This is a genomic window from Chitinophaga terrae (ex Kim and Jung 2007) (genome assembly GCF_900107795.1).
GTDB lineage: Bacteria > Bacteroidota > Bacteroidia > Chitinophagales > Chitinophagaceae > Chitinophaga > Chitinophaga terrae.
The window spans coordinates 181,985-205,760 of sequence record NZ_FNRL01000005.1; the positions used below are offsets into that span (position 1 = coordinate 181,985).

A 23,776-nucleotide genomic window follows, 5' to 3' on the forward strand; every position below is an offset into this window, starting at 1 on the left:
TTTTATGAATGATTGCGGTTTAAAAGTTCAAATCAAATTTGCCCGCCAGATCCTGGAGATCTTTTACTACAGCTGCAACTACAGGAATTCCGTTGTCGAGGCGGTGATGGTATGTTTCTCTTTCAGGATCGCCGGGAATTAAAACCTCTTTCCCAGGGATGGCTTCTGCTGCGCGGAACCGGCTTATCCAGGTATCCATATTGGCTTTGAATTCATCGGCAGGTCTGAAAGCGTCTACTCTCATTGCCCCGAGGAAATGCCCCAGTCCTACTCCTACCGGATCAGGCGCTAATGGCAGGAAACTTACAAAAGGCGGCGCCCATGGTCCATAGTTGGCTCCTGAAAGAACGGCCGAAAATATATCAACAATTGCACCCAAACAATACCCTTTGTGACTTCCATGTTCACGATCGCCACCCAATGGCAGCAAAGCCCCGCCATTTTTCAGTTCGTGGGGATTGGTGCTTGGGTTGCCGTTTTTATCCTGGATCCAACCGAGCGGCGCTTCTTCGTTCTTGCGCTGCAGGATTTCGAGCTTCCCGTTGGCGGCTGTAGTCGTGGCAAAATCAGCCACGAAAGGAGGTTGTTCTTTAGCGGGGATGGCTACTGCAATGGGGTTGGTTCCCAGCATCCGTTCGGTAGCAAAGGTTGGAGCCACTAAAGGACTGGCATTTGTCATGGCCATGCCTATCATGTCTCTTTCCAGGGCTTTCATAGCGTGGTAACCGGCAATACCGAAGTGGTTGGAGTTTTTCACGCTCACCCATCCGGTTCCGACTTCCCCCGCCTTTCTCATAGCCACTTCCATAGCGTAAGGAGCTACAACAAGGCCCAAGCCGGAGTCGCCGTCCACTACTGCGGTGCTGGGCGTTTCATGAGTTATTTTGATATCTGGCCTGGTATTGATCCTTTTTGCTTCCCATAAACGCACATAGCCGGATAAACGGGCAATCCCATGCGAGTCGATGCCCCGCAGATCGGCAGACAATAACACTTCTGTTGCGAGCGCCGCATGGTCCAGGCTACAACCCATGCGAATAAACACCTCATGGGTGAATTCCCTCAAGTGATGATAAGAAAATATCGTTTCCATCTAACAAGATATTAAGCCTGGGCAGTTGGGCCGCCGAAATTCAAAGGTACGCTTACTTGTTCCTGGTCCTGGATTGGTCCGTGGATCGACTCAAATTTCTTGATGTTATCCAACATGGCTTTCATAAAACGCTTGGCATGCTGTGGGGTTAAGATAATACGGGATTTAACCTTGGCCTTGGGCAAACCAGGCATTACATTCACAAAATCCACTACGAATTCTGCGTTGGAATGCGTGATGATAGCCAGGTTGGCGTATTGACCTTCTGCAATTTCTTCATTCAACTCTATGTTAAGCTGATGCTGTTCTTCGTGCTGATTTTCCATGTTGTAAGATTTAGCCGTACAAAAATAGAAAAGAGGACTTAAAAAGCCCTCTTTTTTAAAATAGCAATCTAACCAGGGTAACAGCTATAAAATACTGTTTGTTCCCGGTTGGCTGACCTTTATGCAATCCTATGCCCGGCCAGATAATGGTTGAAAAAGCAAAAACCGTCAATATGTTGAATAAAATTCATTATGGTAATAGCTCGTATTTCGATAGTGCGTACTGATTTGCAGCTCCTTTGTTATAATAGTTAACACCGAAATCCTGTGAGATTCTTCCAAGCCAGTTTGACTCCAGCTTTCGGATTATAACATAAGAATAGGTTTACAAAACACTCTAAAGTTCGTTTAGAATTAGTCAGATTTAGATTTAAAAATTTAGATTTTGGTTGACATCCCCCAAGTTAGAAAAAAAACAAATGCGAAACTAAAATTAGTTAACATTATTTTAACAGGTTTGCGAATGTTGCATGTAATTAATTGTTATCCAAACAATTATAGCAGAAAAAAGTTTCACACTATCTGCTTGCCACCATCATCTGCCAACTATAATCATCATCTGCCAACTATAATATTGTACGGAACAGGCATATTCGGTTAGTGACGATTATTGACCGAGGTTTATATACTCAGATACCCTCCTAACTATTACTACCACCAATACGTACACATACTGCACCGGGTTAAGAAACTTACTCTTCTCTCTAACCACATTGCAGACAGCACCGCTACCAACTATACTGTAACTGCAGCTGAACAAGCGACTTATGTGTTCCCTTGATCTCATCATAGCCTGTACCAACGCTATTAAGCCGTGGATACGCAACCCGATGGAACCTCCACCAACTGGTAAGCCGGCTGCTCACCTTCCATCTTATATTCAGGTAGTATTGCCAACCTTTTCCATACAATTGAGCCACGGAATTTTCATATAGCACGCTGCTCTCTGTTGCATAGATGCGGCTCTCATAGCCCGTTGTAGTGAACCAGGTAATCCTGCCGGTGAAGGTAAGCGGCATACTGTTCAACTGCTGCGCAATTTCTCCGTATACCATTATTCCCTGTTGCTGAGAGTCTAGCTGCTGGTTAACGTACTCGAACCTTGTTTGCAGGCTTAGTGTTTTGCTTGCCTGCACTTTTCCCTGGACCCTCACATTCATTTTAGACACGGCGCCCAAGACAGGCAAGGGATTACCAGGCTTTAAAACATTCTGCTGGTCTACCTGGTATACATACCTGAGTAAGAATTCCGAACGTTTGCCGGGTGTATATATAAGTTGAGTATTGAATTCATTTCCCCGGGTAGGAGCCGATTTACGGTATCTCAACCAGGGAGAACGAAAGAAATCCGAATATCCTGATAAAGTGAAAGCCCTGCTCATGCGAACCACGATACCAGCATAACAGCCATACTCATTGGCGGCCTGGTAATAGTTTCCAAAACTATTGGTGAAGAGGCTATGATATTCCTTATCATAAGATCTGAACACCAGGCTGAAATCCACTGATGGGGCCAGCGTGGTTAAAACTCCCAATACCATGGCAGTTCTCTTATTTTCACTAGCCGCTACTTCACCGAATACATGCACATTCTTCCAATAAGCGGCAAAATCGGCGCTCGCACCGCTCATTCGTTTACCGGCAAATGCATACTGGTTATAAGGCTTAATTGTTTTTTGCAGCAAAGGAGTAAACGTGTGAGTAATAAAATTCAAACCTGCATGCCACCTGTTGCCAGCATATTTAATGTTTCCTCCCATCGAAGCAAGCCGGATATTTCCTTTTTTTGCTATTTCTGTTTCTGTGCGATGATATCCGCCAGTAGCAATACTACTGGTAATAGGGTTTTCATCGGTACTGTCTATATTTCCATCGAGCCGCCTGTAGGAAACAAAAGCTGTAAGCATGTACCTCCCATGCTGTGCGGTGAGCCCTGCTCCCCTGAAAAAGTTATACTCCCCTGCCGAAGTATATGGCCGCAATACTTCTCCGGTCCTTTTCAGTAACATGATACCTGCTCCTTTATTATAGGCCTGCGATTGCCAGTTAAGTAACCCCTGTCCCATATTCACCGTAAAATCACCTACGGCCAATGCTTTCAGCCAGTGATAGTTTTTAATGAAAAGGTGTATACCATAATGATCGGGTGTCGGGATTCGGGTACGTGACAACCACCATTCTCCCGGGTCCTTTTCCATCGTAAGCCCAAAGCTCAGGTACTTTGTGGAGTTATAACGATAACGGGCAAACATTTTATCGGGCGATCCCTGGTAACGGTGCGTTTCATATCCTTTACCCTGCTCTACCTGCCTGCCATAACGTAACAGGATGGTATGGTTTCCCGAATGCAGGTAGTCTTTCATGGTATGATTCATTTTAAACTCGTCTTCCAGCCGCACGTAAGGCAATATCCTTTTTATTGTTGCAAGGTCAAATCCCGGTATTGCCTGCAATTCGTATATGCTTACCAGCTTCCCCAAAGCTGCACGATATTGCAGGAAGTTATCGATCTGTAAAGCAGTTAATAATCCTAACTCCTGCAACGAAGCTTCCCCGGCGCTATTCAGTCCCAGTGCCCTTTTTCGCAGTGCGTTCAGCAATTGCTGGTCGGCGTCATCTTCAATCGTTATATTGGCTGCTGTAGCCTGTTCCAGGTTATTTCCCATTTCCGGCAACTGCTCTTCCGTTTGCTGCCCCGCAGTGGTAACCGCCATCAGCAACAAGCCTATAATTACAAAGTAGGTTGCCATAATACCGACAGTGAAGGAGTAATGCCCAATTGTGGATGAAAGCCGGCGACCATTCCTATTTTCATAGAATGCCAGTAAATGTTCATTCCTGCATAATTATGCTGTACGCCTGCGCCTGTACCGGCGAGCAATGCAAGGGCGGTAGCAACGCGGTAAATAACTCCCACCCTTCCCTGGAAGTAATTGGAAATACTGAATAGTTCAGCCGCCAGCAAACAGTCTTTCGATGCCTCGAAGCCCAGGCCCAGTGCATATGTGATCATCTTCTGCGAGGTATTAAACAGCATACAGCCGATATGCAAACGCCGTTTGGTATGGTACATAGCTCCCAGTTTGAACCCCACCTCCCCGCTGGCAGGGTAACCAAAACTTTTAGTGTTAGCGTACAGGAACTGCACACCTATGCCTGTTCTTTTCCCAAGGCCTAACCCGTATCCTATCAACAATTGCTGCTGGCGCCAGTATTTGTTGCCGAATTGCAATAACCCTGCATTGGCAGCCCCGCTGCTTAAAGGGATCGCCGCCTGCAAACTGTATAGCGCCAGCGCTTTTAACAGGAACCTGTTTTCTGCGTAAGCCCCGATGCTGGGTTGGCTGATCGTTCCCAGGGCGCCGGGATGGTACGACGCAGAAAAGGCATCCTGGAAATTGCTGCTATAACTTTCAACTCCCGGGTGTTTCCCGGCAGGCATCCATACAGGCTGCGATTTCATTGATTGTACAACGAAGCATAACAATACAGGTAAAATAAATTTCATTGGAATTGGGTTTAACAAACTACCTGGGTTAACAGCAACAAAAGTAAAAACAACAAACAAGGAAAGTGTTAACAGAAATCAAACAGCAAAAAAAAGCCGGTACAAAGTACCGGCTGAATATGATCTAAAAGAGACCGTAAAGTTGCGAATCGATCCTCGATATGATCTCTCCGAGGTCTTCGTCAGACTCGGGGAATTTATTCTTATCAATATCAATGATCAGTAACGGACCTTCCTGGTATTTCTCTATCCAGTTATTATAGTATTCGTTTAACCGTTTCAGGTAATCGAGCCTGATATTCTCTTCATACTCCCTTCCTCTTTTCTGTATCTGCGCCACCAGCGTAGGTACAGAGGCCTGCAGGTAGATCAGCAGGTCCGGAGGTTTCACCATGCTTTTCAACGTCTCGAAGAAGTTGAAATAATTATCAAAATCCCTTTTTGTCATCAACCCCATTTCATACAGGTTGGGAGCAAAGATATGCGCATCTTCATAGATGGTGCGGTCCTGGATCACCGTTTCTTTACCATTCTGGATTTCCAGCAGTTGCTTCAACCTTCCGTTCAGGAAGTAGATCTGCAGGTTGAAAGACCAACGGGGCATATCCTCGTAGAAGTCGTTCAGGTATGGGTTATGCTCAACATCTTCATACTGTGGATGCCATTTATAATGTCTGCATAGCATTTCCGTAAGTGTAGTTTTGCCGGCCCCTATGTTTCCGGCAATAGCTATATGTTTGATCTTGTTCTGTTTTGCCATGCGATGAATGGTAGTTAGGTGGTGAAAATAGCTACAGTTGGCGACTGTTTGTTAATAGTATTTGATCCCGATTAATCTCCTCGCCTCTTGCAAAGTTTGTGCCGCGTTAGCCCTCGCTTTCTCCGCTCCCGCTTTGATCACCTTCTTCAGGTAGTCAGTATTGTTCTGCAGATCCTTAGCTTTTTCGCGGATCGGCGCAATGAATTTAACCATATCTTCTCCTAACTGCTCTTTCATATCCTTAAAACGAATAGTCTGATTATTCCACGCATTTTCATAAAACTGAACAACATCCGGAGTGGATACTAATTTCATGAGATCTAACAGGTTAGCCACTGACTCCGGCATCGGTGAACCAATAACTCCGGTTCCACTATCGGTTTTGGCTTTCTTTAATTTTTCACGAATCAGTTGATCCTCATCTGCCAGGTAAAGAGTTGCAAATTCATTTTCACTCTTACTCATTTTACCCTTACCATCCAGGCTTTGGATACGAATCAAATTATCGCCATAGTTGAAAGCAACCGGCTCGGGGAATAAATCGCCATATCTCGCATTAAACCTTTGGGCAAAATTACGCGCCATCTCCAGGTGCTGGCCCTGGTCTTTACCTACAGGTACTTTAACAGCTCGCTGGATCAGGATATCCACGCTCATTAATACAGGATAAGTTAATAATCCCGCATTCACATTCTGAGGCTGCAGCCTTACTTTATCCTTAAATGTTGGCACTTTCTCCAATTCTCCCACATAAGCCAGCATATTCATCAACAGGTACAGTTCCGCTATTTCAGGGATATCGCTCTGTACATACAGGGAAACTTTTTCCGGGTCCAGGCCGGAAGCAATGTTCTCTGCCAACACGCGCATTACATTGCCCGGAAGATCTTTAGGATCGGGATGGGTTGTGAGTGAATGCCAGTCTGCCACAAAGAAGTAACAGTTAAACTCTTCCTGCATCCGGACATAATTACGGATTGCGCCAAAATAATTGCCTAAATGTAAATAACCGGTAGGGCGAATGCCACTTACCACAATTTCTTTTTCAGTAGCCATAACAGGGCGCAATTTAATGAAAAAGCGGAAAGCCTTCCAGTGATTTTAGTATTAAAAGTGTCAAACAGCCTGGCTAAAAAAGAAATCGCACAGGAGTGAATAACATTCTGGCCGTTTATCCCTATTTTTGAAATCACTATCATTTTTACCAACTATATTTCATTATCTTTTGATTTAATTTGATTATGGAAGTGAATGACGCTCTGGTACAACAATTGGCCGACCTAGCCCGATTGGAGTTCAGCGAACAGGAAAGGACAGAAATACGCGGTGATCTGCAGAGAATGATCACTTTTGTAGAAAAATTGAATGAACTGGACACCAGTAATGTAGCACCCTTATTACACCTGACTGCTGATTATAATGTTTTCAGAGATGATGCAGTCCATTCTTCCGTCAGCCGCGCCGAAGCCCTCAAAAACGCTCCCGAGGCCACTGACGAATACTTTAAAGTGCCAAAAATCATAAAGAAATAAAACCCATGCAATCCGTCATCCATCTGGAAAACATCAAAAAGAGCTACTTTCTCGGAACTAACGAATTACCTGTACTGAAAGGCGTATCGCTGGATATCTATAAAAACGAATACGTAGCGCTCATGGGCCCTTCCGGTTCCGGGAAGTCGACCCTGATGAACATCCTCGGATGCCTGGATACCCCCACTGCCGGTAAATACGTACTGAGTGGGCACGACGTAAGCAAAATGGGCGACAACGACCTGGCATTTGTAAGAGGAAAAGAGATCGGCTTCGTTTTCCAGCAATTCAACCTTATGCCCCGTTTAACTGCCCTGGAAAACGTGGCTATCCCGCTTATCTATGCCGGGGTTGGCAAAAAAGAAAGGGAAGAACGCGCCAAAGCCATGCTGGAAAAAGTAAAACTCGGCGAACGTTATAAACATAAACCCAACGAACTGTCGGGCGGTCAGTGCCAGCGTGTAGCCATCGCCCGCGCCCTCGTAAACAACCCCTCCCTCATCCTGGCCGATGAGCCCACAGGAAACCTCGACACTAAAACCTCCATAGAGATCATGGAAATTTTCGGCAACATCCATGCTTCCGGCAATACCGTAGTACTGGTAACCCATGAAGAAGATATAGCCGATCATGCCCGCCGTATCATCCGCCTCCGCGATGGCGTGATAGAGTCTGACAGGATCAACGAGAAAACCACTGCCTGAGCCCTCCCCCGCTCGTCCCGTTCGTATAATTCGTAATTTGCGGTAAATAAGCAGATTATGTCTTTCAAAATATATACGAAAACAGGAGACAAAGGCAAAACTTCCCTTATTGGCGGTACCAAGGTGCCTAAAAGCGATACCAGGATAGAAGCCTACGGAACCGTCGATGAACTCAATTCCTATATAGGATTGGTGAACGACTACATGGCCGACCCCGACACCAAAAGCCTGCTGAGAGAAGTACAGGACCGCCTTTTTACCATAGGCGCCGCCCTGGCTACCGATCCCGAAAAGGAAACCAAACTGCGGATACCCGATCTTCATGAAGCCGATATCACCCTGCTGGAGAAGAGCATTGACGACATGAACGAAGAGCTGCCGGTAATGAAATCCTTTATCCTGCCGGGAGGGCATGTAGCCGTTTCTACCTGCCATATTGCCCGCTGCGTATGCCGGCGTACCGAACGCCTCTGCGTAGCTATGCAGGAACAGGAGATGTTCATCGAACCATTGATACTGAAATATATTAACAGGCTTAGCGATTACCTGTTCGTACTGGCCCGCTGGACGGGCCATAAATTAGGGGTCGACGAGCTTCCATGGAAACCCCGCGTGTAGAAAATCATTAATTTAGCTTCATGTTTACAGGAATTATAGAAACACTTGCAGAAGTAGTAGCCACACAAAAAGATGGCGGCAACCTGGTTATCACCATGCGGAGCCCCCTGGCCAGCGAATTGAAAATTGACCAGAGCGTTGCCCATAACGGCGTATGCCTGACGGTTACCAACATACAGGACGATACCTTTCAAACCGTTGCCATTGCGGAAACATTGCAAAAAACCAACCTGGGGCAGCTTATTCCTACTCATTACGTGAATATAGAAAGAGCAATGGTATTCAATGGCCGTATAGACGGGCACCTGGTACAGGGGCATGTCGACGGCGTTGGCGAATGCCTTTCTGTAACCGAACAGGATGGCAGCTGGGTATACCGCTTCAGGTTCCCTGAAGAATTTGCCGCACTGGTAGTAGAAAAAGGAAGCATATGCCTGAACGGCATCAGCCTCACCATATTTGATGTTACAAAACAGGAATTCTCAGTTGCCATCATACCATACACCTACGAACATACCAATATGCCGCAGGTAGTACCCGGCAGCCTTGTAAACCTGGAATTTGATATTCTTGGCAAATATGTTGCCCGTCAGCTGGCGGTAAGAAGTTAGTAACCAAACCTCCTGTTATGCTAAGATCATTGCTGTTGTTATGTGCGATTTGTATCACTTTTGCCACGATGGCCCAAAAGCCATACCTGGTAAGGATAGTGGGCAGCTATGATTCTACCGCTGTAACAGAGTTGTATAACAGTACGCCCATCGGTATCCGGTTTGTTTATAGCGATAGCAGCATATTGCAGACAACCGGTTACCTGCAGGGCAATACCAGGTGGAATAAGCTGAATGTAAGCAGCAGCAACGGCAGTATACAGAACGGCGTACTGCAATTCAACAGGACGCAACTGGTGAAAGATAATTATCGTATAACCTTAACCGTTAATACAGAAGAAAATCACCAGTTTCAGACTACCCTCCAGTTCCCGCAGGTTATAGGCATCCGGTTTAACCTGTATACCGACAGTATTAAACGAAATATACATTATTACCTGAACGTAGAAGGCAAATTCAGCAGCGGAAAGGTTTATCCTTTAGACACCTCGGCACTCCGGTTTGCGGCGTCTGACGGCCAGATACTGGGACAGGACCTTTTACTCCCCCTGCAGGATACCGTTAAAACAGTAACCGTTGAAGCCTGGTATAAACCGAATTCAAAATACTACATCCGGGCACAGGTACCTGTAAAACAGGCGCCCGACAACGATTCGCTGCTCACGAACCCTAACGACCTGTTTAAAAAGAAGAGAAGGAATTAGATCAGCATCCTCGATTTTAATTCAAGATATTTATTGACTACATTAACAGTAAGTTGCTCAGGAGCGGATAAGAGAGACAGAATCCCGTACCTGGATAATTCTTTTACCATTAACTTTTTATCATAAACAAACTTCTGGGCGATCGTCTGTTTATATACTTCTTCGATCGTAGCAGCTCTATCGGCAGTTAGTTTCTTCAACTCCGTATTCTCAAAGAAAATAACCAGCACCAGGTGATAACGGGCCAGGCGCCGCAGGTAAGGCAGCTGCCGCTGCAAACTGGTCATGGATTCAAAGTTTGTATACAACATCAATAACGAGCGGGTAGACAAATGACTGCGCAGCTGTACGCTCAGGCTTTCGTAATCGCTTTCCTGCCATTGGGTTTCCTGGGCGTACAATGTTTCCAGTATTTTACTCATCTGCACTTTCTTATTGCTGGCAGACAGTATGCTGGCAGATGATTCTGTAAACGTGACAATACCCGCTTTATCACCTTTCGCAACAGCGATGTTGCTGAATACCAGCGAAGCATTGATGGCATAGTCGAGTAACGACAACCCGTTAAACGGCATCTTCATATTTCGGCCTTTGTCTATTACCGAATACACCTGCTGCGACTTTTCTTCCAGGTAGTTATTCACCATCAGGTTGCCTGTACGTGCAGTGGCCTTCCAGTTAAGGGTGCGTACATCGTCTCCTTTCGTATAGGGTTTAATGTGATCAAACTCAACGCTGTGACCGGTCACTTTTCTGATGTGCGACCCTGACTCATTCAGGAATTGCTGATGACCTATCAATTCGTACTGCCGCAGCTGCAGGAAGCTGGGATAAACTTTAACATCCTGGTTGTTCTCGCAGATAAATCTCCTTGTAACCAGTCCTAATGCGCTTTGTACAAATATGTTAGTGTTGCCGAAATTATAAACGCCTCTTTCAACAGGCCTGATAATATATTCGATCTCCTCTGTTTTTCCTCCTGCTATCTTTCCTTTAAACTCCAGGTCTTTCTGCAACTGTACAGGCAATTCTTCGATGATCAGGTAGGAAACAGCAAAGCCATATTCATTCCTCAGGGTTAATACAACTTTGTTATCATCCCCGTTGCTCAGCCGCTGGCTAACTTTACGGTTCACCGAACAGGCCTTAGGTTTGAACATCAACAACGCGAGATCAACCAACAATACCAACAGTAAAGCAAAAACGCAAAATATTGCAACTGTTAAAAGCACCGGGAAAAAATATGCCAGCACAAACAACAGTACATTTGCGCCAAAGAGCATATACAGCCTGGTAGAAAAAAACAGCTGAAGGAAGAAATTATTTTTAGAGATCTGCATATCCGGTCATTATCGTGGCACTTCCACTTTTTTCAAAATCTGGGCAATAACATCATCTGTTCTTACTCCTTCCATTTCCTTTTCGGGGGTAAGAATAATACGATGCCTCAGAACATGAGGAACCATTTCTATAACATCATCCGGAACTACAAAATCGCGCCCTTTGATTGCCGCATTAGCTTTTGCGCAATTCATTACAGCCAGCGAAGCCCTTGGCGACGCGCCGAGATAAACGGAAGCATTCATGCGGGTTTCATGAACGATAGAAGCAATGAACCTCAATAGCGGCTCTTCGATACGCACCTGTCTTACCAGCTGTTGGTACTCGATCAGCCGGGTAACCGACAATACTTTAGTCATCTGCTTTGTCAGATCCGTTTCTTCCCTGAACTGATGCATGTTTTTCAGGATAGTAAGCTCCTGGTCCAGGTCGGGATATTTTACTTCTATCTTAAAAAGGAACCTGTCGAGCTGGGCTTCCGGCAGGCGATAAGTCCCTTCCTGCTCTATAGGATTTTGCGTGGCGATCACCATAAACGGACGATCCAGCAACCATGTTTTTCCGTCGTTTGTTACTTGTCTTTCTTCCATTACTTCAAACAGGGCAGCTTGTGTTTTGGCAGGAGCGCGGTTGATCTCATCTATCAACACCAGGTTACTGAAAATGGGCCCTTTCTTGTATTCGAACTCCCTGGACTGAGGGTTGAAAACAGAAGTACCAAGTACATCGGCCGGCATCAGGTCGGGGGTGAATTGTATCCGGCTGAAATCGGTATCCAGGCAACTGCTCAATAATTTTGCCGTCAGTGTTTTGGCAACACCCGGTACGCCTTCTATCAAAACATGTCCCTGAGTCAGCAAGCCGGTGATCAGCAGGTCGATCATCTCGTACTGCCCTGCGATCACCTGTTGCAATTGGTCTTTTATTGCTTTCACGCTTTCATGTAAAGCAGTGAAATCGGTTCGTGTTTCAAATGTTGTGGTATCCATTAATTACTTGGCATTTAGATAAAATGATTGAATATGTTGATACAGCTCCATCAGCTCTTCATCGGTGGCGTGCTGGTTGACCTGTATAGTATGGATCATTGCAAACAACGCGTTTACCTTCTCTTCCGGCAATGTTGTTTTATGAGCCAGCGCCGATATAAATTCTCCGTTTAGTATGTTGGTATTGAGATAGAAATGTTGCCTGATATGTTCCAGCAAATGAACGATCATCTTCTGGGCCAGGTTATAGTTGTTATGTTGTTGATAATACAACTGTCCCAGGGCTTCAACAAATTCAAGGGAATTGTTTGTCAGCAAGGCTTTCTTAGGCATAATGCGCTGGCGGCGTTTACCTTCTATGAGCACATACACCAATGCCAGTAAAAATATCAACCATAATGCCCACCTTAAAGCCGGAAATTTCAACAGCACCTGCCATTCGCTGAAATTGGAAGAAGCCCTTGGCGCCAGGAGCTTGCGGTAATAATCGTCCCAGTAAACAGTACTGTAGCTATCGATATACGACAGCTGCGTTTCCAGCGCCGCAACGTTATGTTGCTGCAATAAGAAATAGTTACAGAAAGTATAAGGGTTCAGCAGGAAATAGATCTGCCCTTCGCCCTTGCTGACCCGGATGAAATCAGGATTATGCGAAGAATTATATCCCAACACAGTCGTAGTGTTTGTATCGATCTTTGAGAAATAACTTTTGGTTAGCAACCCATCGTAAACAAAACTGGTGTCGATCCCCTGCAAAGTATCTTTATAGTATTGCATCACTCCTTTTCCTTCTTTGACGTATACTGGTTCATAAGTAAAGTCCAGCGCTTTTTCGAATAAAGCATTCGGATCATTTACCGCGATGAAAAGATCATTACCTGCTTCGGCAAAAGATAACATCTGCTCCACTTCTTCCTCTGTTACATATAACTTGTCGGCTATTATCATGTACAGGTTATAGGATTGCCTGGTAGAGATCTTTGATACAGCTTTTGGAAATGGTTTGGTAATAACCTGGGGGATGGATTGATTGAACATGGAAGGCAGCAGTTTAAATGCTGCATAAGTTCCACCTGCTCTTCTATCTCTCTGGCCAAAAGAAGCCCGGCTCAGATCCGCCGATTGAGGTTTTACTTCTGTTTTATTTTGGCCCAGGAACACCAGTCCCGCTACTAAGGCAAGAACAACAGCTATTGCGATATATACATAGGTCTTTTTCACGACTCGCCTTCTATTATTTGGTTAAAGTCACTAAACGACTGGCGGATATGCCGGAATTGCTGATCATCGATCGAAAAGCCGCCATACCATACGTACTCGTAATCGAGCGTCAATGCTGCAAATTGTTTATAATAGGGAGTAGGCCTCAGGCTTTTTACATATTCATTATTGGTTTTCTCTTCGCTTAAAACAATAATTTTCTTATGATTCAGGTTATATAAAGTATACAGGTACCACCATCTTATTGCATCTTTCAGGTTACCTGACTGGGTTGCTTCACTGATCCGGATACGATAATCTGCCCCTTCCCACAGTTCGATGTTCTTTGCCGGGTCGGCTGCTGTTTTTTTCTGAGATGAACGCAATACCAGCATCCGGTTTTTATCCAGGAACCAGACGAGTACAATTAACAAACCTGCTATACATAACACCAGGAAAAAAGTCTTTGCGTCATAAAGAAACTGCAGGAGTCCTCCCAGGAACCTTCCGGCATTTACAGGCTTTGGGGGTTCGGCTATAGCTTCCTTTTTCCGGTATTTCAGTGCAGGATCAGCCAGCAGCGCTTTCAGTACAGAATCAGAAACCGTTCTTTTCTCGTTCACCAGTACTTCCTCCTGGTCGTCCAGGTAGTTGCTGACATTTTGTGCATCTGTTGACGAATCAGTAAGCGCGGCTTCTATATTCTTTTCTTCCCAGCCGGCCGCAGTATCAGTACGCTCCGCCTCCTGGGCAAACAGGAAACAGGGCGGGATGATCATCAATAGTAAAAAGAGATACCGTTTCATAGCGATTGAGTATTAGACGGTAATATCACTTTCCTGTTCTCGGTTAGCCTGAAGCCTTTGCGATGCAGGTAGTTGGGATAGACAATGAAATATCCTATGATGAAGGCGAGCGATATTGCTAAGATAAAAATACTCAACCAGGTTGGCATACCTGTATGGCGGGTCACATAGCCTTCGAGGAAAGCGGCTACTATAAATATAGGAACCAGTGTCACCATTATTTTTATGCCGTCTTTTGCGCCTTTGGCAAGTGAATCTGTTCTTTTGTCGGGGCCGGGAAACAGGAAGCTTTTTGCCAGCAACAGCCCGGCGCATCCGGCAATGATGATGCTGGATATCTCCAGGGTGCCATGTATCCAGATCACCAATATGGATTGGCCGCCGAGGTGATGTTCAAAAAACAGTTGCTGGAATACACCCAGCATTACGCCATTTTTAAACAGGAAGAACAAAGTGCCTATGCCCATAAAAATTCCGTAAACAAAACACAGGAAGGCAACCACAATGTTGTTATAGGCAATACGCAGGAACATGTACCATTCGTTCTGATCTTTATAGACGCCGAACGGGTCCCCGTTGGCAATATTCTGTTCTGTCATATTCACATATTCATCTCCCAATACGCTTCTTACAAATGTTTCATCGTGAGCGGATGAAAACACGCCTATAAGGCAGCAGAAGAGGAAAAACAGCAATGTGAAAAGCAGGAGCTTGTGATGCTTTCTGAATAGCAGGGGAAGTTCATATTTAAAGAACAGCTGGAACCTGCCTACATCTTCTTTTTTATTACGATAAATACTATGGTAGATGTTAGCTGCAAGGCCGTTCAGGTACCGGGTTACTTTACTGAAGCTGTAAAAAGTTTTCGCGTATGACAGGTCATCGAGCAACGACACAAATCTTTCCGCCATTTCATCCGGATCTTCGGTCGGTTCCTCCTGGCATTGTTTCCAGCGGGGTAAATTTTTTTTGATAAACAGCGACTCTCTCATATTGGGTTATTGCACCTTTTGGGTGAGCGTACAGTTACAGTATGCAAACCTACTATTGTTTAACAATATATAAACAAATACGTAAATTTGAGAATGGCCGAAATAAAAATCCCAACTTCATTTAATATAGACCTTGAGTTTGAGTCTGCCGACCTGCTGAAGCGTTTTGTGGCCTGGTTTATTGATCTCCTGATCCGGGCAGCCTATGCGTTTGTTGTAGCTTTTTTCCTGCTGGGGATGGATTTTCGACAGGAAACCGGTTATACCGTTTCCATGTTTCTTATCGTGTTGCCTGTTTTATTCTATTTCCCGCTGACCGAGATCCTCATGCAGGGTTCCACTCCCGGTAAAAAAGCCATGCAGCTGAAGGTGGTAAATATGATAGGCAATCCGCCCAGTGTCAGCCAGCACCTTATCAGGTGGATTTTCAGGCTGATAGAATCGCCTTTGTTGTTCTTTTCCGTTTTCCCGGTGGCCATACCGCTGATTTCTGTTTTAAAGTCGAAATACAGCCAACGGCTGGGCGATGTAATAGCAGATACCATTGTTATCAGTACCAAACCCACGGGCAGCATCAGCGATACCGTTTTCAGGGATATTTCCCTGTTTGAGAATTATAAGCCGCAGTTCCCTGAAGTGGTTGACCTTTCGGACAAGGATGTGAATAAAGTAAAAGACCTGCTGGCACAGTCGCTCAAAACCAGGGATGCCAACCTGGCCAACCGGGTGGCAGTACGGTTGAAAGATGCCCTGCATATTGAAACGGAGCTGGAGGATGTGGCCTTTTTAGAAACCATTCTCAACGATTACAACTACTATACAACACAATGATTTACTGGCCCAAACCCGGTCTGGTAAAGCACCTTCAGGCATTTCCACAAAAAAAATTTCAACAATTTCCCTGCTAATATTTGGATTTTCAGTGCATTATATTACCTTTGCCCCGGCAAGTCTTATACGACCAGCTCCTACTGAACTCCCCCAGGACAGGAATGTAGCAAGGGTAGGTGGTTGTAGCGGTGCGATATAAGTAACTTGCCTTTTTTTCTTTTTTTATTGTCATTAGTTTGCATGTCAATAGTATCTGATGCTATTTTCTTCACCTCATTTCACTAATGACTGCGAACCTCCACAAGTGATACATTTTTCCTGACAAATTAATTATCATAGTATGAAATTCTTTATCGATACAGCTAATCTGGCGCAAATCAAAGAAGCGCACGATCTGGGCGTTCTGGATGGAGTTACCACCAATCCTTCCCTGATGGCAAAAGAAGGTATTAAAGGCGATGCCGCTATCATTAAACACTATGAAGACATTTGCGAAATAGTGGACGGCGACGTAAGCGCAGAAGTACTCTCTACTGACTATCATGCTATCATCGAAGAAGGAAAGAAACTGGCTGCTATTCATCCAAATATCGTAGTAAAAGTTCCGATGATCAAAGATGGCGTTAAAGCTATCAAATGGTTCACCGACAACGGTATCAGAACTAACTGTACACTGGTATTTTCTGCCGGCCAGGCTATCCTCGCCGCTAAAGCAGGTGCTGCCTATGTTTCTCCGTTCATCGGACGTATCGACGATACCAACTGGGATGGTATCGAACTGATCGCTCAAATTGCTCAGATATATACTTTGCAAGGTTTTAAAACTGAAATCCTTGCCGCTTCTATCCGTAACGCACTCCACATTGTGAAATGCGCAGAAGTAGGTGCTAACGTATGTACCTGTCCGTTAGATTCTATTCTTGGATTACTTAAACATCCATTAACAGATATCGGATTGGCTAAGTTCCTCGAGGACGCCAAGAAAATGTAATCCTGTAATATTTTTTAGATGGTGTGTCCCCGGTGCAGTAATTGCATCGGGGATTTTTTTATGCGCCGCATTGAACTATGTCCAGGATAATTTGTTGATATTTAATTTTTTACAAACCCGCACCAACTTGCGGCACAGGCATGGAGAAAGAACAATTTTCATTTTTTTCTGAAAGTTTAGTAACTTTGAGAAATAATTAATACTGGTATATCATTTGCCAACAGCGACGAAAGAATATTCTTAGTTGCAACAACATCAAATTTATGATTCAGCCCAACATCCCTGAAACAAAACAACCGCGTATAGTGATCGTAGGCGGAGGATTCGGCGGCGTTAATCTTGCCAAACATTTGAAAGACCTGCCCGTTCAGGTAGTACTGCTCGACAGAAATAACTATCACCTCTTTCAGCCTCTCCTATACCAGGTATCAACAGCAGGATTGGAACCGGATAGTATTGCTTTCCCGCTGCGCGCAATTTTCAGGAAGCAGAAAAACCTTGAATTCCGTATGGCGGAAGTAACAGGTATCCGCCCGGAAGAGAATATATTAGAAACAGGTATAGGCGAGATCCATTACGATCATTTGATCTTTGCGACAGGCAGCAATACCAACTTCTTCGGGAATAAAGGAATTGAGGCCAATGCCATCGGTATGAAATCGCTCATCGAAGCGGTTCAGATCCGGAACTACGTAGTGAAGCAATTTGAAGAAAGCCTGCTGATGAGCAACCCCGACGATGTAAGGGCCAAGCTCAATTTCGTGATGGTAGGCGGAGGCCCTACCGGCGTTGAATTGGCCGGGGCGTTTGCAGAATTGCGCAAATACATTATGCCCAAGGACTACCCCAGCATCCCGCAGGATATGATGAATGTTTACCTGATAGAAGCCAGTCCCAGGGTACTGAATTCTTTCAGCGAGGAAACTTCACGCAAAACCCTGGCAGCCTTGCAGGACCTGGGTGTAAGAGTAATGACAGGAACAGGAGTAAAAGAGTACGACGGCAAAGTGATTACCCTCAGCACCGGGGAGCAGATCGCTACCCAATCGCTGCTTTGGGCCGCCGGCGTTAGAGGTATCCCGGTAAAAGGAATTCCGCAGGATATCATCCTGCCCAACGGACGCATACTGGTGAATGAGTTCAACCAGGTAAAAGGATTTACCAATGTTTATGCGATCGGGGATATAGCCCAGATGACCAACGATCCCAAATTCCCGAAAGGATACCCAATGGTAGCGCAGGTTGCCATACAACAAGGCGTTAACCTGGCAGCCAACCTTAAACTGCAAATGAAGAACAAGCCGATGAAAGGCTTTACCTATAAAGATCTCGGCAGCATGGCAACCATCGGAAGAAACCGCGCCGTGGCCGAATTTGCGGGCATGAAACTGAGCGGCTACTTCGCCTGGATAGTGTGGATGATCGTACACCTGATGAGCCTTATGGGCTTCAGGAATAAACTGGTAGTGTTCATCAACTGGTTCTACCGTTACTTTACCTTCGAACGCGGTACACGCATCATCATCAAACGGGGCGCCGCCAACATCGTCAAGCTCAAACAAAGCGTGCAGTAGCGGAAGTTTCACGCAAAGACGCAAAAGAAGCAAAGAAGCATAAGATATTTTTTTAAGAAGCATAAGACATTTTTTAAGGAAAATAAGAAAGCAAAGAAGTTGAAGATTGTGTTGTATAACATAATTTTCAACTTCTTTGCTTTCTTAAAATTCGCTTCGGTCAGAACTCCTTATGCTTCTTAAAAAAATATCTTATGCTTCTTTGCTTCTTTTGCGTCTTTGCGTGAAACCTCCCCTATTTCCGGTTCAGGATAGAGTTGAGCGTAACGCTTGCTACCAGCTCGTCTGACCTGGCTCCCAGGGCGCGGTAATAAAGCAGGATGGTGTAATTATTTTCTGTTTCCCAGTAGTCGCCCTCTGTGAGTTCGGTACTGAATTTAGCGTTGGGCGTTGTTTTATCTACCAGGCCGTAGATATAGTTATAATACCCTTGCTTCAGGAACAGCGTTCCTTCGTAAGCCCTGCTGGCTCCATTATACGTCAGCTTATTGTTGTCGTTCAATTCGTAGTTGGTGAATTCGCCGAAGATGTACATGTCGTATCCCGCGTACGGTTCGGGCGCGGCGAAAGAGAAATGCACGGAAGCATAATCGCCTTCAAAATTGGGATTGTAATCGTCCAGCGTGGCGAGGTAATACCGGCCATTTATATCTTTGATGAATTGGTAAACTTTATCTGCTCTCTCCACATCCGGTACGGCAATAACATCTGTGCTGTTACGGTGATATTCCGATCGTTGAACCCTCTCCGTTTGCAACCTGAAACTTCGGAGGTCTATCCACCTGTACTCCTTCCCTGCCGGCATGATACAATCCTGTTCTGCGTTGTATTTAAGGATGTTCCCGTTGATATAGGTTGGCTTCAGGTTGGTGAGCGCATTATCCCAGCGGTAGTTTTGCAGGATCACCACTTTCAACTGGTTAAACGGGTTTGGTATATTCAATGAAGCAGTATTGATTTCGAAATTGATCTTCTGGTGAGTGCGGAATAATTTAGGCGCAATAGGTTGCTGTATGAAACCGGTGATCCCTGCTTTATTTTCTACCACGTACATCCTCCTGGTAAAGGCCAGCTGGGAAGTATCGCTGTCGAGGTAGACCTTCAGCAGGTAGTTGCCTGATTTCACGGGGTAGCTTTTAGCGCCTGGCAACTGCACAGTATAGTGCGTATAACGCTGAAGCGCCACGCTGGAAAGCCGGTAATCCTGAATCCTGGTTTCAGAAAAACCGCGGAGGTAGTCTAACTGGTTGACAGGAGCAGGAGTCCAGTCGGCGTTGCACAGTACAAAAGAATAATAGTAATTCTTTACATCGTTATCCAGGTCATCGAACGAAAGTTCCAGTTTCTCATTGCTGCCTATGGTATAAACCGGCATGCTCAGCGGATCGCCGCCCTGGAAAAATTTAACGGATTTAATGTTGTCGTGGTAAATATGATCGGGTGTTATGGCATTCGCCTGTGCCTGCAGGTTGCTGCTACTCATTACACATCCTAACACCCAGGCTATCATAGAAATTATTACGGTACTACGCATAGAATGCAGTTGATATCAATGAAGTTACAACTAAATGCCGACATGAATACATGAATCCCTATATTTTGAACCCTGAAAATCATGAAATAGCAAAATTATAAATCCCCTATATTTGTTGCATGCGTTTATCTTTCTTCGTGGCCAAAAGGATTGCCTTCAACAAAGGGTCATCCTTTTCCAAATTCATTATCAACATTGCAGTGATAGCTACAGCGATCAGCGTAGCTGTAATGATACTGGCCACTTCGCTGGTAAACGGCTTCAAACAGGTAGTACAGGAAAAAGTATTCAATTTCTGGGGACATATTCACATCACCCGTTACCAGCCTAATGCCGGCCCGCTAACAGAAGAATTACCTTTCCCGAATCGCAAAAGCCTGACCGACAGCCTGCATCAAGCGCCAGGCATCAGATCTGTCAGTCCTTACGCTACTAAATCTGCCTTGCTCAAATCAGATAAAGAAACTGAAGGAATTATTTTCAAAGGGGTTACCAAGGATTATGACTGGAACCAATTGAAGCCATTCATTAAATCAGGCCACCTGATCGACTTCAACGATTCTGCCTATTCCTCCCAGATCCTTATCTCGGAGCATATGGCAAATGAGCTGCAGCTTAAACTGAATGACAGGCCGATTATCTACTTTGTACAGGGAGGCGGTTTAACACCCAGGGCCCGCAGGCTTACCGTTGCAGGTACATACAAAACAAGCATAGAAGAATACGATAAAACATATGTGATAGGCGACCTGGAACTGATCAGGAAGATGAACAACTGGGCGCCCGACGAGATCGGCGGTTATGAAATAATGCTGAAAGATTATACGAACATGGATACAGTTGCCTGGTATATCAATGATCACCTGGTACCCGATGAACTGTTTCCCCGCACCATCCGCGACATCTATCCCAACATCTTCGACTGGCTGGGCCTGCAGGACCAGAATGAACTGATCACCATCATCATCATGACCATCGTGGCCATCATCAACATGATCACCGCTATCCTTATCCTCATCCTGGAAAGGACCAACATGGTTGGTATCCTGAAATCACTGGGTATGCGGAACTGGAATATTCAAAAGATCTTCGTTTACCAGGCTGCCTATATCATCCTGCTGGGATTGATCATCGGCGATGTTTTCGGGCTGGGTATAGCGATCCTGCAACAACAGACAGGATTCTTCAAACTGCCGGAAGATACCTATTATATGTCGGCAGCCGCTATTTCCATACACTGGATAGACATCGTTCTGATCAACATCGGCACCTTTGTGATCTGTACCGTTGTACTCCTTATTCCATCTCTCATTATCAAAAAGATCACGCCCGTTAAAGCTATTCAGTTCAAGTAAGCAGAATGCTCATTTGGTTGAACTAACACCGGTCTTTTGGCGCTTTACATAATCGCGCAAATATCCGCATTGGTTGTAAACCCGCTGGTAGAATTTAGTCTGGGCGTAAGTTGTTGTCAGCTGCGGAAAATAACGGTTATTGATCCAGCTGCGCAGGTACACCGCTTCGTCTTTCGTTATCGTCACATGTTTTTGTGCGCAACGGGCAGCAAGGAATATACAACGGGCTTTAAATTCATTATCGCCCGGCGCAGCCGCTTTAACAGCTTTGTTATAATATTCTTCAGCTTTATAACAGCCAAAGTACTGTTTTTCAAAAGCGCTCTTCTCCGCTTCCGGCGTGTACCAGATATAACTTGGCCTGTAACTTTTTACAAAATTCCAGGTACGGCCATAATAGGAAATATTGAACAACGCCGAGGCGTATTTGTGATAAACAGCTGCTGACGCAGTTCCTTTCTTCATTTCTTCTTCCATAGCCACCATCTGGTTACAGAAGTCCAATTGGCTGATAGGCTTATTAAACCGGCGGGTAGCCGTATCTTCTCCAAAGTCCTGTAATTGATCATTAAACACCTGGAAAGAATGAAGCAGGAATTCTTCGGGCGCTTGCTTATACCAGCTGGCAGCCGATTTGAAATCCTGCAACCTTAAATAACTGGTGCCAATAGTTTGGTTGATCTCCAACCCTTCCGGAAAGAATCTGGATATATAAGTTTCGAATGGCGTTTTGTCTTTTTTCTGGAGGAAATCTTTCAGGCGTATCAATTCCTTTGGTCCCATCTCGTCTCCTACCTGTTCTGCAGCGGTTGTACCGGAAACAAAGAAATCATTGATGTTTAAAGAATCGCAACGCCCGCGGAGCAGTGCTTCTTTCACCTGGTCGCCCTGCGCATGGTATTTGGGCGCCAATACTGCAAACAACAGGTTCCTGTATACTTTCCTGTAAAACCAGGCCTGGTCCAAAGGCCGCTCCCACCGGCCCAGCGAGTCGCTTCCTATCTTTTTATCCAGCCATTTGAAAGAAGATAACAGCTGGCTTTCAAACTCCTTGTCTATTTGTTTTTGCTGGTTGATGTTGATCAACAGGTTGATCATCTCCCATTGGTCCTTCTCTTCAACATCTTTTGTTTTAACAGCGGCCAGCCTGGCTTTCGCGCCGGCATAATCGCGCTGCATATAAGACAGGTAAGCCGATGAAATACGCCAGTAATTAAGGTTGCGTAATTTCTTCTCGGCGATCAGGCTATCTGCGAGCTGCTGCAACGCAGTTAATTCATTTTTCAACTTTGCATAATCCGGCTGCTCCATCCATCCGGTAAATGAATTGGCCTTATCATCGCCCGACTCTTTTACCAACACAGGCCCCAGGTAATCTTCTTCCAGCTGGTTGATCTGCCTGGTAAGCAATACATCCAGCGAGGGCGAAGCAGGATCTAACCGGTAAACCCTCCGGATCATTGGTATTTCATCTGTAGACCCAAAGCCATCCAGCGCCGCTACTGTCGCCTTCTCTTCATCGTTCCTGCACAGCGGGTATACCATTTCCGGCGTTACATTACACCACCTGTAGCTGGTGTAACAACTCCCCCGAAGGGATGGCGCTTTTTCAAAAACCCTGGAAAACAGGTACGCTCCCTGCACTGAATCTTTAAGGTTATACAAAGCACCTGCTTTAAGTGACAGGGATTTATAGTAGAGAAGACTGTTGGTATTTTTCGGGAAGAATTGATCGAAAGATGTTATTGCTTTCCGGAACTGGTTATTGTAATGCAAAAGGCGGATGAGCTGGAAGGCGTACCGCTCCTGGATCTTCGGGTCTCTCGACTCATGGTATAATCCAATTCCTTCGGTATATAATTTGTTCCGCGCAGCGTCGTTCGTGTTATTGCTGTTCCAGCTGCTTTCTGCCGACACGTAAGGCTCGCATTTTTTGGCGAAGGCCAGGTACCTGGCAGCTTCAGGTTTCTTTACGAGGTATTGGGCAAAGGAGTTATCCTTCAGGCTATCGGGCAGATTTCCGCTGGCAATGGCGTTAATATTGGCAGAAGAATAAGAGTAGATGCAATCCCGTATATCCCTGACCGATACCCTGCTGCCGGTGTATTGCTGCCAGTCGGCTGCATTGGCCTGTTCTTCCGACGGAGTGGGATCTGAATAAAAAGTGGTCAATGCCGTGTAGTAGAAAGGTTCGTACCCTGCGCCTTTCGTGAAAGGACTGAAGAAAGAAACATAGTAGTCGTAAGGATCGGGGGTTGGGCCACAGCAAAGGGTATAAACAACATTTCCGAACAAAAGCAGCATACT

The 23,776-nt window shown here is 45.2% G+C and carries 22 protein-coding genes and 1 other RNA gene; 10 read left to right on the plus strand and 13 right to left on the minus strand.

Translation table 11 applies throughout. The features are described 5' to 3' along the window. Window positions 1-19: 19 nt before the first annotated feature. The 6 genes from BLV62_RS07305 to trpS form a co-directional block, all read right to left on the minus strand. Window positions 20-1,093, minus strand: coding sequence for an Ldh family oxidoreductase (locus BLV62_RS07305; RefSeq protein WP_089760174.1), 1,074 nt, complete (start codon window positions 1,091-1,093; stop codon window positions 20-22). A gap of 11 nt (window positions 1,094-1,104) precedes the next feature. Next, window positions 1,105-1,419, minus strand: coding sequence for a DUF3467 domain-containing protein (locus BLV62_RS07310; RefSeq protein WP_089760176.1), 315 nt, complete (start codon window positions 1,417-1,419; stop codon window positions 1,105-1,107). Between the two features lie 728 nt (window positions 1,420-2,147). Further along, window positions 2,148-4,169, minus strand: a complete 2,022-nt coding sequence (locus BLV62_RS07315) for a ComEA family DNA-binding protein (protein WP_089760178.1) — start codon at window positions 4,167-4,169, stop codon at window positions 2,148-2,150. Continuing rightward, entirely contained in the window at window positions 4,151-4,927 is a 777-nt protein-coding gene (locus BLV62_RS07320; RefSeq protein ID WP_139169996.1) for a hypothetical protein, read from the minus strand. Before BLV62_RS07320 ends, BLV62_RS07315 begins: the two co-directional genes overlap by 19 nt. 124 nt (window positions 4,928-5,051) lie before the next feature. After that, the gene (locus BLV62_RS07325) at window positions 5,052-5,687 is read right to left on the minus strand and encodes a deoxynucleoside kinase (RefSeq protein WP_089760181.1); all 636 of its coding nucleotides are present in this window, start codon (window positions 5,685-5,687) and stop codon (window positions 5,052-5,054) included. Between the two features lie 51 nt (window positions 5,688-5,738). After that, window positions 5,739-6,743: a tryptophan--tRNA ligase gene (gene trpS / locus BLV62_RS07330; protein ID WP_089760183.1), complete on the minus strand. Its 1,005-nt coding sequence runs from the start codon at window positions 6,741-6,743 to the stop codon at window positions 5,739-5,741. A gap of 185 nt (window positions 6,744-6,928) precedes the next feature. Between trpS and gatC the strand changes: the two genes are divergently transcribed. The 5 genes from gatC to BLV62_RS07355 are packed head-to-tail and all read left to right on the plus strand — an operon-like array spanning window position 6,929 to window position 9,856. Further along, complete coding sequence (gatC, locus tag BLV62_RS07335; RefSeq protein ID WP_089760185.1) at window positions 6,929-7,219, plus strand: Asp-tRNA(Asn)/Glu-tRNA(Gln) amidotransferase subunit GatC; 291 nt, start codon at window positions 6,929-6,931, stop codon at window positions 7,217-7,219. Between the two features lie 5 nt (window positions 7,220-7,224). Next, window positions 7,225-7,923: an ABC transporter ATP-binding protein gene (locus BLV62_RS07340; protein ID WP_089760187.1), complete on the plus strand. Its 699-nt coding sequence runs from the start codon at window positions 7,225-7,227 to the stop codon at window positions 7,921-7,923. Between the two features lie 57 nt (window positions 7,924-7,980). Beyond that, complete coding sequence (locus BLV62_RS07345; RefSeq protein WP_089760188.1) at window positions 7,981-8,541, plus strand: cob(I)yrinic acid a,c-diamide adenosyltransferase; 561 nt, start codon at window positions 7,981-7,983, stop codon at window positions 8,539-8,541. Between the two features lie 20 nt (window positions 8,542-8,561). Continuing rightward, on the plus strand, window positions 8,562-9,152 hold the full coding sequence (locus tag BLV62_RS07350; protein WP_089760190.1) for a riboflavin synthase: 591 nt from the start codon (window positions 8,562-8,564) through the stop codon (window positions 9,150-9,152). A 17-nt stretch (window positions 9,153-9,169) separates the two neighbouring features. Beyond that, window positions 9,170-9,856, plus strand: a complete 687-nt coding sequence (locus BLV62_RS07355; RefSeq protein ID WP_139169998.1) for a hypothetical protein — start codon at window positions 9,170-9,172, stop codon at window positions 9,854-9,856. Here the strand turns inward: BLV62_RS07355 and BLV62_RS07360 are convergent. The 5 genes from BLV62_RS07360 to BLV62_RS07380 are packed head-to-tail and all read right to left on the minus strand — an operon-like array spanning window position 9,853 to window position 15,184. After that, the gene (locus tag BLV62_RS07360; RefSeq protein ID WP_089760194.1) at window positions 9,853-11,196 is read right to left on the minus strand and encodes a DUF58 domain-containing protein; all 1,344 of its coding nucleotides are present in this window, start codon (window positions 11,194-11,196) and stop codon (window positions 9,853-9,855) included. The genes BLV62_RS07355 and BLV62_RS07360 overlap by 4 nt on opposite strands. 9 nt (window positions 11,197-11,205) lie before the next feature. Beyond that, on the minus strand, window positions 11,206-12,186 hold the full coding sequence (locus tag BLV62_RS07365) for an AAA family ATPase (RefSeq protein ID WP_089760196.1): 981 nt from the start codon (window positions 12,184-12,186) through the stop codon (window positions 11,206-11,208). A 3-nt stretch (window positions 12,187-12,189) separates the two neighbouring features. Beyond that, complete coding sequence (locus BLV62_RS07370; protein ID WP_089760198.1) at window positions 12,190-13,407, minus strand: DUF4350 domain-containing protein; 1,218 nt, start codon at window positions 13,405-13,407, stop codon at window positions 12,190-12,192. Continuing rightward, window positions 13,404-14,192, minus strand: coding sequence for a DUF4129 domain-containing protein (locus BLV62_RS07375; protein WP_139169999.1), 789 nt, complete (start codon window positions 14,190-14,192; stop codon window positions 13,404-13,406). Before BLV62_RS07375 ends, BLV62_RS07370 begins: the two co-directional genes overlap by 4 nt. After that, a complete protein-coding gene (locus tag BLV62_RS07380) occupies window positions 14,189-15,184 on the minus strand; it encodes a stage II sporulation protein M (protein WP_089760202.1) in 996 nt (331 codons plus the stop codon). The genes BLV62_RS07375 and BLV62_RS07380 overlap by 4 nt, the downstream gene beginning before the upstream one ends. A 93-nt stretch (window positions 15,185-15,277) precedes the next feature. Here BLV62_RS07380 and BLV62_RS07385 point away from each other — a divergent pair, with 93 nt between their 5' ends. The 4 genes from BLV62_RS07385 (at window position 15,278) to BLV62_RS07400 (ending at window position 18,580) form a co-directional block, all read left to right on the plus strand. Continuing rightward, window positions 15,278-16,015 (plus strand): RDD family protein, encoded by a 738-nt coding sequence (locus tag BLV62_RS07385; protein WP_089760204.1) that lies wholly within the window; start codon window positions 15,278-15,280, stop codon window positions 16,013-16,015. 113 nt (window positions 16,016-16,128) lie between these two features. Next, window positions 16,129-16,228: signal recognition particle sRNA small type (gene ffs / locus BLV62_RS07390), an RNA gene on the plus strand. Between the two features lie 127 nt (window positions 16,229-16,355). Beyond that, window positions 16,356-17,006 carry a fructose-6-phosphate aldolase gene (fsa, locus tag BLV62_RS07395; RefSeq protein ID WP_089760206.1) on the plus strand — a complete coding sequence of 217 codons (651 nt, stop codon included), beginning with the start codon at window positions 16,356-16,358 and terminating at the stop codon, window positions 17,004-17,006. A gap of 263 nt (window positions 17,007-17,269) precedes the next feature. After that, window positions 17,270-18,580: an NAD(P)/FAD-dependent oxidoreductase gene (locus tag BLV62_RS07400; RefSeq protein WP_089760208.1), complete on the plus strand. Its 1,311-nt coding sequence runs from the start codon at window positions 17,270-17,272 to the stop codon at window positions 18,578-18,580. Window positions 18,581-18,815: 235 nt separating this feature from the next. Here the strand turns inward: BLV62_RS07400 and BLV62_RS07405 are convergent, their stop codons facing one another. Continuing rightward, window positions 18,816-20,114, minus strand: coding sequence for a type IX secretion system plug protein (locus BLV62_RS07405; protein ID WP_225889573.1), 1,299 nt, complete (start codon window positions 20,112-20,114; stop codon window positions 18,816-18,818). 119 nt (window positions 20,115-20,233) lie between these two features. On the opposite strand from BLV62_RS07405, the gene BLV62_RS07410 reads away from it, so the two are divergent. Beyond that, window positions 20,234-21,469, plus strand: coding sequence for an ABC transporter permease (locus tag BLV62_RS07410; RefSeq protein ID WP_089760211.1), 1,236 nt, complete (start codon window positions 20,234-20,236; stop codon window positions 21,467-21,469). Window positions 21,470-21,478: 9 nt separating this feature from the next. Here BLV62_RS07410 and BLV62_RS07415 read toward each other — a convergent pair whose 3' ends face one another. Then, window positions 21,479-23,773, minus strand: coding sequence for a hypothetical protein (locus tag BLV62_RS07415; RefSeq protein WP_139170001.1), 2,295 nt, complete (start codon window positions 23,771-23,773; stop codon window positions 21,479-21,481). Window positions 23,774-23,776: the final 3 nt, after the last annotated feature.

Bases quoted from the DNA above. Each gene is read 5' to 3' on its own strand.
- BLV62_RS07305 (WP_089760174.1), bottom strand. From the start codon at position 1,093: ATGGAAACGATATTTTCTTATCATCACTTGAGGGAATTCACCCATGAG.
- BLV62_RS07310 (WP_089760176.1), bottom strand. From the start codon at position 1,419: ATGGAAAATCAGCACGAAGAACAGCATCAGCTTAACATAGAGTTGAAT.
- BLV62_RS07315 (WP_089760178.1), bottom strand. From the start codon at position 4,169: ATGGCAACCTACTTTGTAATTATAGGCTTGTTGCTGATGGCGGTTACC.
- BLV62_RS07320 (WP_139169996.1), bottom strand. From the start codon at position 4,927: ATGAAATTTATTTTACCTGTATTGTTATGCTTCGTTGTACAATCAATG.
- BLV62_RS07325 (WP_089760181.1), bottom strand. From the start codon at position 5,687: ATGGCAAAACAGAACAAGATCAAACATATAGCTATTGCCGGAAACATA.
- trpS (WP_089760183.1), bottom strand. From the start codon at position 6,743: ATGGCTACTGAAAAAGAAATTGTGGTAAGTGGCATTCGCCCTACCGGT.
- gatC (WP_089760185.1), top strand. From the start codon at position 6,929: ATGGAAGTGAATGACGCTCTGGTACAACAATTGGCCGACCTAGCCCGA.
- BLV62_RS07340 (WP_089760187.1), top strand. From the start codon at position 7,225: ATGCAATCCGTCATCCATCTGGAAAACATCAAAAAGAGCTACTTTCTC.
- BLV62_RS07345 (WP_089760188.1), top strand. From the start codon at position 7,981: ATGTCTTTCAAAATATATACGAAAACAGGAGACAAAGGCAAAACTTCC.
- BLV62_RS07350 (WP_089760190.1), top strand. From the start codon at position 8,562: ATGTTTACAGGAATTATAGAAACACTTGCAGAAGTAGTAGCCACACAA.
- BLV62_RS07355 (WP_139169998.1), top strand. From the start codon at position 9,170: ATGCTAAGATCATTGCTGTTGTTATGTGCGATTTGTATCACTTTTGCC.
- BLV62_RS07360 (WP_089760194.1), bottom strand. From the start codon at position 11,196: ATGCAGATCTCTAAAAATAATTTCTTCCTTCAGCTGTTTTTTTCTACC.
- BLV62_RS07365 (WP_089760196.1), bottom strand. From the start codon at position 12,186: ATGGATACCACAACATTTGAAACACGAACCGATTTCACTGCTTTACAT.
- BLV62_RS07375 (WP_139169999.1), bottom strand. From the start codon at position 14,192: ATGAAACGGTATCTCTTTTTACTATTGATGATCATCCCGCCCTGTTTC.
- BLV62_RS07380 (WP_089760202.1), bottom strand. From the start codon at position 15,184: ATGAGAGAGTCGCTGTTTATCAAAAAAAATTTACCCCGCTGGAAACAA.
- BLV62_RS07385 (WP_089760204.1), top strand. From the start codon at position 15,278: ATGGCCGAAATAAAAATCCCAACTTCATTTAATATAGACCTTGAGTTT.
- fsa (WP_089760206.1), top strand. From the start codon at position 16,356: ATGAAATTCTTTATCGATACAGCTAATCTGGCGCAAATCAAAGAAGCG.
- BLV62_RS07400 (WP_089760208.1), top strand. From the start codon at position 17,270: ATGATTCAGCCCAACATCCCTGAAACAAAACAACCGCGTATAGTGATC.
- BLV62_RS07405 (WP_225889573.1), bottom strand. From the start codon at position 20,114: ATGCGTAGTACCGTAATAATTTCTATGATAGCCTGGGTGTTAGGATGT.
- BLV62_RS07410 (WP_089760211.1), top strand. From the start codon at position 20,234: ATGCGTTTATCTTTCTTCGTGGCCAAAAGGATTGCCTTCAACAAAGGG.
- BLV62_RS07415 (WP_139170001.1), bottom strand. From the start codon at position 23,773: ATGCTGCTTTTGTTCGGAAATGTTGTTTATACCCTTTGCTGTGGCCCA.